This is a genomic window from Mycobacterium sp. NAZ190054, assembly GCF_001545925.1.
Classification (GTDB): domain Bacteria; phylum Actinomycetota; class Actinomycetes; order Mycobacteriales; family Mycobacteriaceae; genus Mycobacterium.
Genome location: NZ_LMVQ01000091.1, coordinates 1 through 12,703, shown reverse-complemented (window position 1 = coordinate 12,703; position 12,703 = coordinate 1). Strand labels below are relative to the sequence as shown.

Here is a 12,703-nt window from a genome sequence, read left to right as displayed (position 1 = left end):
TCGATGTGGACCAGCCGGCCCTTCGGCGCGAAGGTGAAGTAGTTGCTGGTGATCTCGCCCAGTGCGGTGCCGACCGCGAGCAGCACGTCGGCGTCCTCGAGCAGTGCGGTGGTGTGCCGGTCCTCGACCTCCGACGCCGCGGCGTTGACGAGCGCGGTGACCGGCACCGACCCGGCCTGCTCCCGCGAGACCTCCGCGCCGGCCAGCACCATCAGGTTGGAGCCGTTGCGCCGCATCCGCGCCGCGAGGTGGTCCAGCCGGAACAGGCTTTCCAGCCGCGCCGGGTCCTGCTCGTCGCGCTCCAGCCGGTCGATCAGCGCGAGCTGTTGGTCGACCAGCGACCGGTTGCGCCGCGAGAGCGTCTCGAACATGTCGGTGACCTGCATCTGCAGCCGGGCCTGCTCACCGGCGAGCATGACCGCCTGCTGGTGCAGTTCGTCGACCGCGTGCGCGACCTGACCGACCTCCTCGCTGGTGTGCACCGGGGTCGGCTGGACGGAGAACTCCTTGCCGTCTGTGCGCACGTGCTCGACCTCGCGCGGCAGGTCTTCGTGCGCCACCTTCAACGCGCTGTCACGCAGCGTGCGCAGCGGCCGCACCATGGACCGGGCCACCAGCGCGACGAGGATCAGCGCGAGCAGGATCGCCGCGCCGATCACCGCGGCGTCCCGGATCGCCGCGCTGCGTGCGTCATCTGCCTGCCGTGCCACCGTCGCCGGGATGTCGGCTGCGGTCTGCGCGATGACCCTGCCGGCGATGTCCCCGGTGACCTTCTGGGAGGCCAGCAACTCGGCATTGCCCACCAGCACGGTCGCCGGCTCGGACAGCATCGCCATCCGCTTGACCATCTCCGAACGCAGCGCCGCGGCGTCCTCGGTCGCGCCGCCGACGTAGGCGCCCAGCGCGGTGACGGTCGCCGGCTCGGTCCCCGCGACGGTGACCATCGCCGACCGCAGCAGCGGCTCGGGCAGTTCGGCACCGCGGTTGACCAGCATCCGTTGCATCGCCATCTGGCCGCGGGCGCCGACCGCCCGGGACAACGTGTCGGCCTCCGACCGCACCTGCGCGTCGTCGGTGCCGACCAGACCCGTGATCGCGGTCTGCGCGGTGATGAGCAGCGGTCCGTACGTCATCACCCGGGTGCGCAGGTCGATGTCGCCGGCGGTGATCCTGTCGAGCAGGTTCTGCCCGTAGTCGACGAGGGTGTTGACGGCCAGCCGGACGTCGTCGTCCACCGGCGTGCTGCCGAGGAAGTGTTGCAGTTCCGACTTGCCGGCCTCGAAGGCGGTCATCGACTCCCTGGGATCGCCGCCCTCGGTCGCGGTCACCATGACGGTCTCGAGGTCGGCCATGTAGTCGACGACGGCGGGCACCATGTCGGCGCGCTCGGAGGCACGCCGTAGCTCCGAAGCGTCAGTCGCACTGGCGTAGACGCGCAACCCACCGAAAAGACATGCCAGCATCAGCGGCACGACCACGAGGGCGAGGACTTTCACCCGGATCGGCCAGTTGGACAGCGCCCATCGCGGCGGGCGCGCGCGAAATCCTGATCGAGGGTCGTTCATGCTGCTTCCTGATGACGGCGCCGTCAGGCGGGCGGACCTGGTGGGCCTGGCAATTGGACGAGTATGCCAGCCGGATGCCGCGGATTCCACTGTCGGCACTGAACAGCAGCGGCCCGCAAACTCCCCGGTAGTTAGCCAAAATCAGTGCCGGCAAACCTCTTTCGGACGCGTCACCAACCCCTCCACCGAAACGGTAGGCGATCGTTACGCGTTCGAGGCCGTCCGCCGGCCCGACACGGGAAGAATTGGCGCATCAGGTGAAGTGAGAAATGCGTCACAATGGGTACCCTGGCACTCACACTCGGAGGTGCGAAATGGTCCGCAACGGCGTGGAGGTGGCCACGCTGGCCGATGCCTCCGAAATCGGTGACTCTCCCTTGATGCGAGCGATGTGCAGCGAAGTGGTCGACGTCGACACACTCGCCGGCCTGATCTCCATCGCCACTTACGAATCCTGCTTGGACTGAAGGCCTATCCGGCCGGAGAACCGCTCGGCCGGAGAACAGCTCGGCCGGAGAACTGCGACGAGGAAGTCGGAGCCCTCGACGAACGGCCGTAGATCCCAGGTCGACAACAGCAGATCGGGCGCGAACCCGGCACTGGCCGCGTCGTCGAGGAACTGCGGGTAGGCGTAATCGCGGCCGGCGCCGAAACCGATCACGGCGCGGCCGTCGTCCTTGAGGTGGGCCCGCAGCCGTTCCAGCACCTGAACCCGGGTACTCGGGGCCAGGAACGTCATCACGTTGCCGGCCGAGACGATGAGGTCGAACGGTTCGGCGATGCCGCGTGCGGGCAGGTCCATTTCGGCGAGGTCGCCGACGAGCCACCGTGGCCCCGGATGGTCCTGCTCGGCGGCTTCGATGAGCGCCGGGTCGACGTCGACGCCGACCACCTGGTGACCGACCGCGGCCAGATACCCGCCCACCCGGCCGGGGCCGCAACCGGCATCGAGGATGCGGGCACCGCGCGGCGCCATCGCATCCACCAGCCGGGCCTCGCCGACCAGGTCGTCTCCGGCGCGTGCCATCGCCCGGAATCGCTCGATGTACCAACGCGAATGCCCGGGATCGGCCGCAACCTTCTGCATCCAGAGACTCGTCTCGACCATGCTGGCATTATCCCGGTGTGTTCAAGGTGCTGTTCTATTCGCCGCGCATCGCGCCCAACACCGGCAACGCGATCCGGATGGTGGCGGGTACCGGGTGCGAGCTGCACCTGGTCGAGCCGCTCGGCTTCGACCTGTCCGAACCGAAGCTGCGCCGCGCCGGGCTGGACTACCACGATCTCGCGTCGGTCACCGTGCACGCCGACCTCGCCACCGCATGGGCCGCGGTGACGCCGGCGCGGGTGTTCGCGTTCACCGCGCATGCCACCACGTCGTTCGCCGACATCGCCTACCGGCCGGGCGACGTGCTGATGTTCGGCCCGGAACCGACCGGACTGGACCCGGCCACGCTGGCCGACCCGCACATCACGTCCCAGGTGCGGATCCCGATGCTGGCCGGGCGGCGTTCACTGAATCTGTCCAACGCCGCCGCGGTCGCCGTCTACGAGGCGTGGCGCCAGCACGGGTTCGACGGCGCGGTCTGATCCCGGACTACCAGGTGTCCCAGTGGGTGACCTGCTCGGCCGGCAGCCGCTTGGCGCGGCGGAAGTCGGTGCCCTTGGTGTACGCGATCGGGAACAGCCCGGCCTGGCTGTAGTTGTCGAACGGGATGCCGAGAATGTCGGCGGCCTGCCGTTCACCGTCACCGAGCAGGTGCAGCGTGGTCCACGCCGAGCCGAGGCCCCGGGAACGCAGCGCCAGCATGAAGCTCCACACCGCGGGCAGCAGCGAACCCCAGTAGCCTGCGCTGGCGCCCGACACGGTGTCCTGCGGCTTGCCTTCCAGGCACGGGATCAACATGACCGGGACCTCATCGAGGTGCTCGTTGAGGTACCGCGCGGAATCCTCGACGCGGGGCCGCTGCTCGTCACGCATGTCGCCCCGGGACGGCTTGGGCGTGTTGAGATACGGCGTTGCGTTGGTGCGGTAGATGTCGGCGAGCGCTTTCTTCTTCTCCGGATCTTCGACGAACACCCACTGCCAGCCCTGGTTGTTCGAACCCGTCGGCGCCTGCAGGGCGATGTCCAGGCACTCCATCAGCACCTCGCGGGGCACCGGCCTGTCGAAATCCAATCGCTTGCGCACCGAGCGGGTGGTCGTCAGAACATCGTCCGCGGAAAGATTGAGTGTCATCGTCCCGAGCCTACCCACGCCGCCGACCCACGCCGAGATTGCACCTGGTCAGCTGTGTACTCGAACTTTCGCTGCTGGAATGCCATTTCGGCGGGAGGGTCAGCGGAAGTCGCGGGACTTCGACGCCACCCGCAGGCTGAGCTTGCCCATCCGGTCGGCCACCACGGTGACGGCCCCGGTCGCGTTCTGCACGATGCCGCGCACCACCAGCGCCGACGCGGTCTGGGCCAGCTTGCGGTGCCTGGCCCAGACCCCTTGGGAACACATCACATTGACCATCCCGGTCTCGTCTTCGAGGTTCAGGAACGTCACGCCCTGGGCGGTGGCCGGGCGCTGCCGGTGGGTCACCGCCCCGGCCACCAGCACCCGTGTGCCGTCGGGCACCGACAGCAGCTGGTCGGCCGGGACCACCCCCATCGCCACCAGGTCCTCGCGGAGGAACTCCGTCGGATACCGGTCCGGCGACACCCCGGTGGCCCAGACGTCCGCGGCGGTCAACTCCAATTCGGTCATGCCCGGCAGCGAGGGCACGTGCGACGCCGACCCGACCCCGGGCAGCCGGTCGGGCCGCTCGGTGGCCGCCGCACCCGCGGCCCACAGGCCCTCGCGGCGGGTGATCCCGAAGCAGCCCAGCGCACCCGCGGTGGCCAACGCCTCGGTCTGGGGCACCGACAGCTGCACCCGCCGGGTCAGATCGGTCAGAGATGCGAAGGGTCCGTGCGCTTTCCGCTCCTCGACCAGCTGTTCGGCCAGGTCGTCGCCGATGTGGCGGACGCTGCCCAGACCCAGCCGCACGTCCAACCCGTGGTTCTCCAGCGTGGCGTAGGCCAGGCTGGCATTGACGTCCGGGCGCCGGACCACCACGCCGTGCCTGCGGGCGTCGGCGATCAGGGTCTGCGGCGAGTAGAAGCCCATCGGCTGGGCGCGCAGCAGCGCCGCACAGAACGCCGCGGGATGGTGCAGCTTGAACCACGACGAATAGAACACCAGCGACGCGAAGCTCAGCGAATGGCTCTCCGGGAAACCGAAATTGGCGAACGCCTCCAACTTCTCGTAGATCCGCTGGGCCACCTCGCCGGTGATGCCGTGCTTGTCGGCCATGCCGTCGAAGAAGCGTCCCCGCAGCCGGCGCATCTTCTCCGTCGAGCGTTTCGAGCCCATCGCCCGCCGCAACTGGTCGGCCTCGGCCGGTGAGAATCCGGCGCAGTCGACCGCCAGCTGCATCAGCTGTTCCTGGAACAGCGGCACCCCCAACGTCTTTCGCAGTGCAGATTCCATCGAGGGATGCTCGTAGGTGACGGCCTCCTGCCCGTTGCGCCGCTTGATGTACGGATGCACCGAACCACCCTGGATGGGCCCGGGCCGGATCAGGGCCACCTCGACCACCAGGTCGTAGAACATCCGCGGCTTGAGCCGGGGCAGCGTGGCCATCTGGGCGCGCGACTCCACCTGGAACACCCCCACCGAATCCGCGCGCTGCAGCATCTCGTAGACGGCCGGTTCGGACAGGTCCAGCTTGGCCAGGTCGACCTCGATGCCCTTGTGTTCGGCGACCAGGTCGATGGCGTAGTGCAGCGCCGAGAGCATACCGAGGCCCAGCAGGTCGAACTTCACCAAACCGATTGCCGCGCAGTCGTCCTTGTCCCATTGCAGGACGCTGCGGTTCTCCATCCGCGCCCATTCGACCGGACACACGTCGGCGATCGGACGGTCGCAGATCACCATGCCGCCGGAGTGGATACCCAGGTGCCGCGGCAGGTTGGAGATCTGCCTGGCCAGGTCGATCACCGGCTCGGGGATGTCCTCGGTGTGCGCGGCCTCGGACAGGCTGCCCCACTGGCTGAACTGCTTGCTCCAGGCGTCCTGCTGCCCCTGGGAGAACCCGAGCGCACGCGCCATGTCCCGCACCGCGCTGCGTCCGCGGTAGGTGATCACGTTGGCCACCTGGGCGGCGTACTCCCGGCCGTAGCGCTGGTAGACGTACTGGATCGCGTTCTCGCGCAGGTCGGATTCGATGTCGATGTCGATGTCGGGGGGTCCGTCGCGGGCCGGGGACAGGAAGCGTTCGAACAGCAGGTCGTTGGCGATCGGGTCGACGTTGGTGACCTTGAGCGCGTAGCAGACCGCGGAGTTGGCCGCCGACCCCCGGCCCTGGGACAGGATGTTGTTCTCCCGGCAGAACCGGGTGATGTCGTGCACCACCAGGAAATAGCCGGGAAAGTTCAGCTGTTCGATGACCGCAAGCTCGCGCTCGATCTGGGCGTACGCGCGGGGAGCCCGCTCCGGAGGTCCGTAGCGCTCCCGTGCGCCCTGCATCACCAGGTGCCGCAACCAGCTGTTCTCGGTATGCCCGGCGGGTACGTCGAACGGCGGCAGCTGCGGGGCGATCAGCGCCAGGCCGAACGCGCACTGCTCGCCGAGTTCGGCGGCGGCCGTCACCACCTCGGGACAGTGGGCGAACATCCGCGCCATCTCCTCCCCCGAACGCAGATGCGAACCCCCCAGCGGCGCAAGGTAACCCGCCGCCTCGTCGATGGAGTTGCGGGCCCGGATCGCCCCCATCGCCATCGCGAGCCTGCCCCGCGACGGTTCGGCGAAGTGTGCGGCGGTGGTGGCGACGACGCCGACGCCGAACCGGGGGGCCAGCGCGGCCAGCGCCGCGTTGCGTTCGTCGTCGAGCGGATGACCGTGGTGGGTGAGCTCGACGGTGACCCGGCTCGCACCGAACCGGTCGACCAGGTCGGCCAGCGCGGCCTCAGCCGCCTCCGGGCCGCCGGTGGACAGCGCCCGGCGTACGTGACCCTTGCGGCACCCGGTGAGGATCTGCCAGTGCCCGCCCGCGGCCTCGGTGAGCGCGTCGTAGTCGTAGCGCAGCACGCCTTTCTCCCCACCGGCCAGATGCGCCGAGGCCAGCTGCCGCGACAACCGCCGGTACCCCTCCGGCCCGCGCGCCAGCACCAGCAGGTGCGGGCCGGGCGGATCGGGGACGTCGGTGCGGGTACCGCCGCCCAGCGACAGTTCGGCGCCGAACACGGTGGCCACGTCGAGCTCCCGCGCCGCCTCGGCGAACCGCACCACGCCGTAGAGACCGTCGTGGTCGGTCAGCGCGATGGCCCGCAGATCCAGCCGGGCCGCCTCCTCGACGAGCTCCTCCGGCGTGCTGGCGCCGTCGAGAAAGCTGTAGGCCGAGTGCGCGTGCAGTTCGGCATACGGCACCGAGGCGCCGGGCCGGGCCATTTCGGGCGCCTCGTACCGCCCGCGTCTACGCGACCAGGCCGGGCTGTCCCCACCGTCGCCGACCTGGGCATCTATCGGCCAGCCGGCGCGGCGCGGCTTACCCTCCAGCACGCGCTGCATCTCGCCCCAACTCGGCGGCCCGGTGTGCCAACCCACCGGGCCAGTGTATCGAACAGGCGTTCGAGAGTCAGGCGGTCAGGCCGTTGCCGTTCCCGTCGTCTCCTTCGAGGTTGGGACGCAGCACGTAACGGACCTGGTTGCCACCCGCCATGCGCGCCTGCTCGATCGCCTGGGTGGCGATGCCGATCAGCTTGTCGAGGACCTCGTCGGGGGGTTCGGCGGCCAGCGGTGGCAACGGTGTGCAGACCACGCCGATGCTGGCCGTCAGCCGTTGCGGCGTCGCGGCGATCGCCCCGCGGATCCGTTCCACCAGCGGGGACGCGTCGGCGGTGGTGAAGGTGTCGGCGATCAGGAAGTCGTCGTCGGAGACGTGCGCGACGATCGCGTTGTGCCGCACCGTCTCGCGCAGCGCCTGCCCGACCGTCACCCGGGCCCGGTTGCCGCCACCCGAGCCGGACAGTCCGAGCAGCAGCGAGAAGCTGTCGATGTTCACCGCGACGACGACCAGGAACTTGTCGTCGCTGCGGCTGCGCGAGGCCAGCAGCGTGGCCACCGAGCTGTAGAACGCGTCCCGGTGGAGCAAACCGGTCAGCTGCTCGATGTCGCCGTGGTGCGCGTCGGGTTGGAGAAGTTTGATCACCGTGCGGCAGGAGAACGCGACGAACACGTTCAGCAGTACCACCACCACCAGCGAGCAGATCGCGACCGTCAGGTCGATCGCGGCCTGCCGAACGAACAGCACCGCGAGCACCGCCGCGGCGAGCGTCCAGGTCAGCGCCAGCAGCCGGGGGGCGTGGAAGCACACCACGAACACACTGAGCACCACGTAGGTCGCGGCGCCCAGAAAACCGACGGTCGGACTCGGGACGGACAGCGCGGCCGTTCCGATGGCGACCGAGCCCAGCACCACACACACCAGCGACTGTGCGCGGGTGGGCCACCGGTCCCGCAACCACAGCCCCGCCATCGCCAGCGAGCCGAGGGCGATGACGATCGCGACGATCCGAAGGGGAAGACCCTGCGGGCCAAGCCGGCTGACGGTCAGGCTCACCGGCAGCAGCCCCAACACCGCGATGCACAGCGCCACGAGCCGGGCTGCCGGGGTCTGCTGACCGCGCGCGGCGAGGACCGCAGTAAACCAGTAGTACTGGTCAGAGCGCCACAGCGCAGGGCTGATCGCGGAACCAGAAGAACTCCGCAAACCATCAAACATCCGCTTACCCCCGTGCCAAGCGCCCCAGGTCCAGATCAAATCGGCCCACCCTGCGCGAAGGCTACCAGCCCAGCAAATATTTTCCCAGGCGTTTGCGTTTTCAGCGGTTCCGCGGTCAGCCGGCGAATTCGGCCTCGCCGTCCTCGAGCACCAGCCGGGCATCGGATCCGTCGGCCGCGGCGGCCTCGGTGCGGAACACCGCGCGGCCCTCACCCACCCGCCAGATCGACGTGGTCAGCGTGTCGCCGGGAAACACCGGTGAGGTGAACCGGGCCGCGATCGCGGTGACTTTCGCGGCGTCACCCCCGCCCAGCTCGGTGACCAGCGCACGGCCCGCCACCCCGTAGGTGCACAGGCCGTGCAGGATCGGTTTCGGGAATCCGGCCAAGGCGGCGAACCACGGATCGCTGTGCAGCGGGTTGCGGTCACCGGAGAGCCGGTAGATCAGCGCCTGGTCCTCGCGGGTCGGCAACGCCAACCGCGCATCGGGCTCACGCTCGGGGATCTCCGGCGCCGGCGGACGCTGTCCGGGGCGGCCACCGAACCCGCCCGCACCGCGGATTACCAGCGTGGTCAACGTCTCCGCGACGACCTGGCCGGTGTCGGGGTCGCTGCCGGTCGCCTTCAGCATCACGACCGCGTTCTTGCCTTCCCCCTTGTCCTGGATGTCGGCCACCTCGTTGACGACGCTCAGGCTGCCCGACGGTGGAAGCGGGGCGAACACCCGGATGCTCTGAGATCCGTGCAGCAGCCTGCTGAAGTCGAACGAGCCGATCTTGGTGGCGGCGGCGAACGGCGAGCACGCGATCACCGCGTAGGTCGGCAGCACCTGCTGGTCGATGTCGTGACTGTTCTCCGTGGTGAGGGCGAGATCGGCGGTGCCCGCACCGACGCCGAGGGCGTACAGCAGCGTGTCACGGTCGGTCCACGTGAACAGTTGCGGCGGTGTCGTCGCACCGATGGCGTCGGGATCGAGCGGCATGGCCAGAGAGTAGCCGGTTTGACGTTCCGGCGGTCGCAGGTGAGCATGCACCGGTGAGCGGAGCGCGCCGACCGGTGTTCATCGACGTCGACACCGGCGTCGACGACGCGATGGCACTGGTCTATCTGTTCGGCAGCCCCGAGACCGATCTGGTCGGGATCGCGTCCACCGCGGGGAACGTCGGGATGGACGCCGTCTGCCGGAACAACCTCGCGTTGCTCGAGCTGTGCGGGATCACCGGGGTGCCGGTGTCGCGGGGCCGCGAGACCCCGCTGGTGGCGCCGCTGCGCACCGCCGAGGACACGCACGGACCACAGGGCCTCGGGTACGCGCAATTGCCCGATCCGACAACGAAACCGACCGACCACGACGCCGCGCAGGCATGGGTGCGCGCCGCGCACGCCCACCCCGGCCGGCTGATCGGCATCGCGACCGGACCGCTGACCAACCTGGCTCTCGCGCTGCGCGCCGAGCCCGCACTGCCCCGGCTGCTCGGCCGGCTGGTGATCATGGGCGGCGCGTTCGACTACCGCGGCAACACCACCCGGGTGGCGGAGTGGAACGTCAGCGTCGACCCCGAGGCGGCGGCCGAGGTGTTCGCCGCGTGGAACACCGCAGGAGCCTCACACCTCCCGATTGTGTTGGGGCTCAACCTGACCGAGCACGCCGCGATGACCCCGCAGTTGTTGGGCCGGCTGGCCGAGGCCGCGGAGTCGACGTCCACCCCGATGTCGGCGCATGACCCGCGCGGCACCGTGTCGACGGCGTCCAACCCGCTGATCCGGGTGCTCGAGGATGCGATGCGCTTCTACTTCGAGTTCCATCACGACCAGGGCGAGGGTTACCTCGCGCACCTGCACGACCCGCTCGCCGCCGCGGTCGCGCTGGACACCGCGCTGGTGCGGTGCCGTCCCGCGCCGGTGGACGTGGAGTTGACGGGCACCCTGACCCGGGGCATGACGATCGCCGACTGGAGTCACCGGTGGGGACGAGAACCCAACGCGCTCATCGGGGTCGAGGTCGATCCGGCGGCCTTCTTCGACCGGTTCATCGCGCGCGTGGGCGCGTTCGCGGCACAGCTGGGCGACGTCAGTCGTCGGTGACCACGAGCGTGACGTCGATGTTGCCGCGGGTGGCGTTCGAGTACGGGCACACCTGGTGCGCCTTCTCGGTCACCTGCACCGCGGTGTCGTGGTCGACGTTGGGCAGGGTGACCTCCAGTTCGACGGCCAGCCCGAAGCCGCCGCTGTCGTTCGGTCCGATCTGAACGCGGGCACCGACCGCGGAATCGGTGACGTCGACCTTCTCCTGACGTCCGACAAGTCGCAGCGCGGAATGGAAGCAGGCGGCGTAGCCGACGGCGAAGAGCTGCTCGGGGTTGGTGCCGTTGCCGGTGCCACCCATTTCGGTCGGGATGGCCAGATCGAGATCAAGCTTGCCGTCGGAGGTGCGGCCGTGACCGTCGCGTCCCTCTCCGGTGGCGAGCGCTTCTGCGGTGTAGAGGACCTTCATGGGGTCTGCCTTTCCTAGGAGTGGATGAGTGCATCGGTGAGCCGGGAGATGCTGTCGCGCAATTGCATCGCCTGGTCGGGCGTCAGCCCGGTCAGCGGAAAGAGCTTGTCCGGAATGCATTCCGCCTTGCGCCGCAACCGCTTTCCGTCAGCGGTCAGTGTGACCTCGACCTGACGCTCGTCGGTTTCGCTGCGTTGGCGGCGCACCAGCCCGCCGGCCTCCATGCGTTTGAGCAGCGGCGAGAGGGTGCTCGAATCGAGCTGCAGCCGCTCGCCGAGTCGACCGACCGAGATGCCACCCTCTTCACCGAGGACGAGCAGCACCAGATATTGCGGGTAGGTGATGCCGAGCTCGGCCAGCAGCGGGCGGTAGGCCGCGGTCATGGCGCGCGATGCCGAGTACAGGGCGAAACAGAGGTGCTCGTCGAGACTCAGCGGTGCCATGCCCAAACGGTAGCTCACAATTCAATTGTGTACAACCAAACTGGGATCACTCATAGACTCCTTCGAGGTACCAACGCCGCTGCCGGTAACACAGCAGCAGGGCCTGCGCGGGATCGGCGTCGAGCAACACCTGCGCCCTGGCGGTCCTTCCGGTCTTGGCCGAGGCCGGATCCCACCACCGTTCGTCGACGGGCCACGGGCCCGTCCACCACGCCAGCCGGCCGGACCGCCCCGGGGCGTGCAGCCGCACCGGGGCGGTGGAGAACAGTCCACGGCCGGTGACCCGCACCGCGTTGTCGTCGGCGTCGAACAGTTCGACGGGGTCGTCGAGCAGTACCGTCGGCGACGGTTCGGGTAGCTGACCGGGCCACGGCTGCTCCGGATCCGACTGCGGCACAAGCTCATCGCCGAGTGGGGTGAAGGTGATGCGCTCGGCCGGACCGCGCCCGCCGCTGAGCACCGGCACCTTGACCGCATCGGGACCGAGCAGGCCCTGCACCCGCACCAGCGCCCGGCGCGCCCGCAGCCTGTCCTCTTCGCCGATACCTCCCCACAACGGCAGTTGCAGCGCCTCGGCCGACACGACCTCCACCGGCCGCAGCCGCAGCACCGTGATCGGCCCCGTGGGCCGGTCCTGCGCATTGCGGCGGTTCAGCCACCCGTCGAGTTGCCAGCGCACCCGGTCGGCGGTGGCGTCCTCGGTCAGCGGCTCCGCGCATCGCCAGACGCGTTCCAGCTCCTGGCCGGCGGCGGTCACGGCATGGATGGCCAGCCGGGTACACCCCACCCCGGCGGCCGCCAGGGCGCGGTGCAGCTCGCCGGCCAGCGACCGGCCGGCGAACGCGGCCGCATCGACCCGGTCGATCGGCGGGTCACAGTTCATCACCGCGTCGAGCTCGGCCTCGGGTTCCCGCCCCGACGGGCCCCGCGCGGGTTCGCCGCGCGCGATGCGGTGCGCGGCGACCGCGTCGGCACCGAACCGGGAGGCCACGTCGCTGCGCGACAGTTCGGCGAACTGGCCTATGGTCCGGATTCCCATGCGCCACAACAGATCGGTCAGATCTCCCCGCGGGGCGGGCGCGAGGCTCGGTTCGGCGGCCAGCTGCCGGATGGACAGCCCCGACAGGAACGCCGCATCCTCCCCCGCGCCGACGATCCGGCCGGCCCGGGCGGCGAAGACCGCGGTGGGCAGTTGATCGGCCACCCCGACCTGGCATTCGGCGCCCGCGGCGGCCACCGCATCGACCAGCCGCTCGGCGGCGGTCTGCTCGGTGCGTTGGTGGCGTTCATCATCTTCGGTCGCCGTGCGCAGAAGTCGGTGTACCGCAAGGCCGAAGGGCAGACCGGTGCGGCCGCGTGGGCGCTGGACAATCTGCGCGGCAAGTGGCGCGT

At 69.6% G+C, this 12,703-nt stretch carries 11 protein-coding genes and 2 pseudogenes; 4 read left to right on the top strand and 9 right to left on the bottom strand.

Annotation, left to right across the window (positions count from 1 at the left end; all coding sequences use genetic code 11):
• Positions 1-1,565: HAMP domain-containing protein (locus ASJ79_RS08445; protein WP_156448339.1), on the bottom strand; the 1,565-nt coding region annotated here is incomplete at its 3' end.
• A gap of 314 nt (positions 1,566-1,879) precedes the next feature.
• On the opposite strand from ASJ79_RS08445, the gene ASJ79_RS33090 reads away from it, so the two are divergent.
• Entirely contained in the window at positions 1,880-2,032 is a 153-nt protein-coding gene (locus ASJ79_RS33090; RefSeq protein ID WP_197420130.1) for a hypothetical protein, read from the top strand.
• Here the strand turns inward: ASJ79_RS33090 and ASJ79_RS08440 are convergent.
• A complete protein-coding gene (locus ASJ79_RS08440; RefSeq protein ID WP_067954263.1) occupies positions 2,011-2,673 on the bottom strand; it encodes a bifunctional 2-polyprenyl-6-hydroxyphenol methylase/3-demethylubiquinol 3-O-methyltransferase UbiG in 663 nt (220 codons plus the stop codon). The two genes, ASJ79_RS33090 and ASJ79_RS08440, sit on opposite strands and share 22 nt — an antisense overlap.
• Positions 2,674-2,690: 17 nt before the next feature.
• On the opposite strand from ASJ79_RS08440, the gene ASJ79_RS08435 reads away from it, so the two are divergent.
• Entirely contained in the window at positions 2,691-3,155 is a 465-nt protein-coding gene (locus ASJ79_RS08435) for a tRNA (cytidine(34)-2'-O)-methyltransferase (RefSeq protein ID WP_067954262.1), read from the top strand.
• 7 nt (positions 3,156-3,162) lie between these two features.
• Here the strand turns inward: ASJ79_RS08435 and ASJ79_RS08430 are convergent, their stop codons facing one another.
• From ASJ79_RS08430 to ASJ79_RS08415, 4 genes are all read right to left on the bottom strand, one after another.
• Positions 3,163-3,804: a nitroreductase family protein gene (locus tag ASJ79_RS08430; RefSeq protein WP_067954261.1), complete on the bottom strand. Its 642-nt coding sequence runs from the start codon at positions 3,802-3,804 to the stop codon at positions 3,163-3,165.
• 99 nt (positions 3,805-3,903) lie between these two features.
• On the bottom strand, positions 3,904-7,197 hold the full coding sequence (locus ASJ79_RS08425; protein WP_067954260.1) for an error-prone DNA polymerase: 3,294 nt from the start codon (positions 7,195-7,197) through the stop codon (positions 3,904-3,906).
• A gap of 31 nt (positions 7,198-7,228) precedes the next feature.
• The gene (locus ASJ79_RS08420) at positions 7,229-8,362 is read right to left on the bottom strand and encodes a diguanylate cyclase domain-containing protein (RefSeq protein ID WP_231750785.1); all 1,134 of its coding nucleotides are present in this window, start codon (positions 8,360-8,362) and stop codon (positions 7,229-7,231) included.
• 127 nt (positions 8,363-8,489) lie between these two features.
• Positions 8,490-9,356: a MaoC/PaaZ C-terminal domain-containing protein gene (locus tag ASJ79_RS08415; protein ID WP_067954258.1), complete on the bottom strand. Its 867-nt coding sequence runs from the start codon at positions 9,354-9,356 to the stop codon at positions 8,490-8,492.
• Between the two features lie 53 nt (positions 9,357-9,409).
• Here ASJ79_RS08415 and ASJ79_RS08410 point away from each other — a divergent pair, with 53 nt between their 5' ends.
• Entirely contained in the window at positions 9,410-10,459 is a 1,050-nt protein-coding gene (locus ASJ79_RS08410; RefSeq protein WP_082753730.1) for a nucleoside hydrolase, read from the top strand.
• Here the strand turns inward: ASJ79_RS08410 and ASJ79_RS08405 are convergent.
• From ASJ79_RS08405 to ASJ79_RS08395, 3 genes and pseudogenes are all read right to left on the bottom strand, one after another.
• The gene (locus tag ASJ79_RS08405; protein WP_067954257.1) at positions 10,446-10,868 is read right to left on the bottom strand and encodes an organic hydroperoxide resistance protein; all 423 of its coding nucleotides are present in this window, start codon (positions 10,866-10,868) and stop codon (positions 10,446-10,448) included. The genes ASJ79_RS08410 and ASJ79_RS08405 overlap by 14 nt on opposite strands.
• 14 nt (positions 10,869-10,882) lie before the next feature.
• Positions 10,883-11,311, bottom strand: coding sequence for a MarR family winged helix-turn-helix transcriptional regulator (locus ASJ79_RS08400; RefSeq protein WP_067954256.1), 429 nt, complete (start codon positions 11,309-11,311; stop codon positions 10,883-10,885).
• Between the two features lie 46 nt (positions 11,312-11,357).
• Positions 11,358-12,584: pseudogene (locus tag ASJ79_RS08395) on the bottom strand (DNA polymerase Y family protein); the annotation flags it as partial.
• Between ASJ79_RS08395 and ASJ79_RS08390 the strand changes: the two are divergent.
• Positions 12,570-12,703: pseudogene (locus ASJ79_RS08390) on the top strand (DUF4191 family protein); the annotation flags it as partial. The pseudogenes ASJ79_RS08395 and ASJ79_RS08390 sit on opposite strands and share 15 nt — an antisense overlap.

Excerpts from the sequence above, each read along its gene's own strand:
- ASJ79_RS08400 (WP_067954256.1), bottom strand. The coding sequence starts at position 11,311 with ATGGCACCGCTGAGTCTCGACGAGCACCTCTGTTTCGCCCTGTACTCG.
- ASJ79_RS08440 (WP_067954263.1), bottom strand. The coding sequence starts at position 2,673 with ATGGTCGAGACGAGTCTCTGGATGCAGAAGGTTGCGGCCGATCCCGGG.
- ASJ79_RS08430 (WP_067954261.1), bottom strand. The coding sequence starts at position 3,804 with ATGACACTCAATCTTTCCGCGGACGATGTTCTGACGACCACCCGCTCG.
- ASJ79_RS08415 (WP_067954258.1), bottom strand. The coding sequence starts at position 9,356 with ATGCCGCTCGATCCCGACGCCATCGGTGCGACGACACCGCCGCAACTG.
- ASJ79_RS08405 (WP_067954257.1), bottom strand. The coding sequence starts at position 10,868 with ATGAAGGTCCTCTACACCGCAGAAGCGCTCGCCACCGGAGAGGGACGC.
- ASJ79_RS33090 (WP_197420130.1), top strand. The coding sequence starts at position 1,880 with ATGGTCCGCAACGGCGTGGAGGTGGCCACGCTGGCCGATGCCTCCGAA.